Source organism: Protofrankia sp. Cj3 (genome assembly GCF_917627355.1).
GTDB lineage: Bacteria > Actinomycetota > Actinomycetes > Frankiales > Frankiaceae > Protofrankia.
The window spans coordinates 1,499-4,128 of the sequence record NZ_CAKJTR010000294.1 but is presented as its reverse complement, the minus strand read 5'-3'; the positions used below and the strand labels follow the sequence as shown (position 1 = coordinate 4,128).

The following is a 2,630-nucleotide window of genomic DNA, read 5'->3' as shown; positions in this document are numbered from 1 at the left end:
GGCCGCGACCCTGGCCCGCCTGCCGCGCGGCTCCGCCACCTCCCGCGGCGTCGCGGCGGGCCGCGCGGCAGCCGCCCGGATGCTCGCCGAGCGTGCCGGTGACGGCCTGGATCCCGCATCGGTGAACACGCCGTTCACTCCGCCCTCGGACGCTCCTGGGATCTGGCGGCCCACCCCACCGGGCTTCAACCCGGCCGTCCAGGCGGGACAGGGTAGGGCGCGGCCATTCCTGCTCGACCGGGCCGACCGGTTCCGCCCCTCCCCGCCACCCCCGCTGACATCCCCGCAGTACGCACGGGACTTCGCCGAGACGAAGGCGTTCGGACGACTCGACAGCACCGTCCGCACCCCCGACCAGACCAGCGTGGCGCTGCTCTGGCAGCCGGCCGCCCTCGCTAACTGGACCCAGATGCTGCGCCAGGTTCTGGCCGCGGGTGTACCACGGTCAACGGGGGACCGCGCCCGCCTGCTCGCCACGTTCCACGCGGTGACCGCAGACGCCTACATCGCCGTGTACGAGGCTAAGTACGTCTACCTCCGATGGCGCCCGGTCACCGCCATACACCTAGCCGCCATCGACGGTAACCCCGACACCCGGGCCGATCCCACCTGGACCTCGCTGTTCCCACCCCCGGACAACTCCGAGTACCCCAGCGGCCACAACGGCTACACCGGCGCGGCGGTCACCGTGCTCACCGAACTGCTCGGGCCGCAGCCGCCGCGTCCTCTCACGCTCACCGCCGCCACCGCCCCGGGCTTCACTCGGACGTACACCTCCTGGACCCAGGTGGCCGAGGACGTGCTGAACGCACGGGTCTGGGCCGGCATCCACTTCCGCACCTCCGACCGGGCCGGGCTCCGGCTGGGATTGCAGGTCGCCCGGTTCGATCTGGCGCGGGCCGGCTGGTAAGGCACATCGCCGAACTCGCCGACCCGGTGCACCGCGGGCTGCCGAAGGATGAAAAGGGATACGTCCAGCCGGCGGCGATACGCCGAACGCGCTTACCTCAAACGTTCGCGCAGATAACGGGCCAGATCGGGGTTCAAGTTCCATCCCCTCACCTCCACGAGCTGGCCCGCTGTGGTCGCTGAACTCCGTTCAGCTTCCCTGCGGGCCGCATTGTCTGCCCTGGGGACGACCCCAGGACCCCCCGATGCCGAGCTTCGCTCGGCGGGCGGGCGTGTTCGAGTAACCGGGATGAAGGTCCACGCGTTTCCGCTGGTAGAGAGCCAGATCGCGATTTCTGGATCTTGCAAAAGGATCGCGAATGAGCTGCTTGAAAGCCTGACTCAACGCTGGTGGCCCAGCCCGTTTTGACGTAATGACTGCGTCAAACTATCGTCAATGCATGCTCTACCCCACGCCAGCCCTCAGACCTGCCGACGATCAGGTGCTCAGCGAGATCGACGGCATGCGGGATGCACTGCGGCACCAAATCCAGACCACGCCGTCGAAATGGACTGAGGGACTCCGGAAGTTCCTGACCGCCGATGCCGTCGCGGCCTCGAACTCCATCGAGGGCTTCAAGGTATCCACGATCGACGTCCAGGATCTGATGGATGGCGAGCGAGATGTTGAGGTTTCGGACGAGAACCGGGAGGAGACCCTCGCCTATCAGCGAATGATGACGTATATCCAGACGCTCCACGATGCCGAGGACTTCAGCTACAGCAAAGGCATACTCAACGCTTTGCACTGGATGCTGCAAGGCCACCGTCACACCGTGCGCAAGCCAGCCGGCCAGTGGCGCCGGGGCCCCGTCTACGTCACGGACGCCCGCGACCCCAGCATCGCGGCCTATACAGCCCCGGACGCCGATGTCGTCCCGGCGCTGATGAAGGAACTTATCGACCGGCTCAACGCCGACGACGGCACCCACCCGCTGGTGCGAGCATCCATGGCACATCTGCACCTTGTGTCCATCCACCCCTGGGCCGACGGGAACGGCCGGATGTCCCGTTCGCTGCAGACGCTCATGATCGCCCGCGAAGGTGCCCTCGCCCCGGAGTTCTCGTCCATCGAGGCGTGGCTCGGCCGCCCCGGCAACACCTGGGAGTACTACCGCGAACTCGCCGACCGGGGCCCCACGTACCGTCCCGACCAGGACGTCTCCAGCTGGATCCGCTTCAACCTGACCGCCTACCACCAGCAGGCCCAGACCGTTCAAGGCCGCCTCGACCGCTCCGGGCGGGTATGGCGCGCACTCTCCGAATTCACCGAGAGCACCGGTCTGGAAGAGCGAGTGGTCACCGCCCTGCACGACGTGGCCATGGCTGGACGTGTCCGCCGCTCACGGTACGAGCACGCCGAGGGCCTGAGCCTGCAGCAGGCGCAACGCGACCTCCGCGACCTCACCACCGCCCAAGTCCTAGAACCGGTCGGCCGAACCCGGGCCCGCTACTACACGGCAGGCCCCCGCTTCCCTCGGCCGGCACTTGACATCGCGCGCACGCCCATGACCTTGAGGAATCCATACACCAGCTGACAAGGCGCCGCGGGCTGCCGACACAACCACCGGTAGACGCCAGGACGGGACTGTCAGAAGATTTTCCGGTAACTACCAGCAAGGGGGCCTTCGCCTGCGGAAACGGCCCGCTGGCGCTGGGTGTTACACCGTTGCTCGGGCACT

The 2,630-nt window shown here is 67.6% G+C and carries 2 protein-coding genes; both read left to right on the top strand.

The window, feature by feature from the left end:
* A partial coding sequence (locus MJ783_RS22560; RefSeq protein WP_239313743.1) for a vanadium-dependent haloperoxidase occupies window positions 1–910 on the top strand: 910 nt, incomplete at its 5' end.
* A gap of 439 nt (window positions 911–1,349) precedes the next feature.
* Window positions 1,350–2,486 (top strand): Fic family protein, encoded by a 1,137-nt coding sequence (locus MJ783_RS22555; protein WP_239313742.1) that lies wholly within the window; start codon window positions 1,350–1,352, stop codon window positions 2,484–2,486.
* Window positions 2,487–2,630 lie beyond the last annotated feature (144 nt).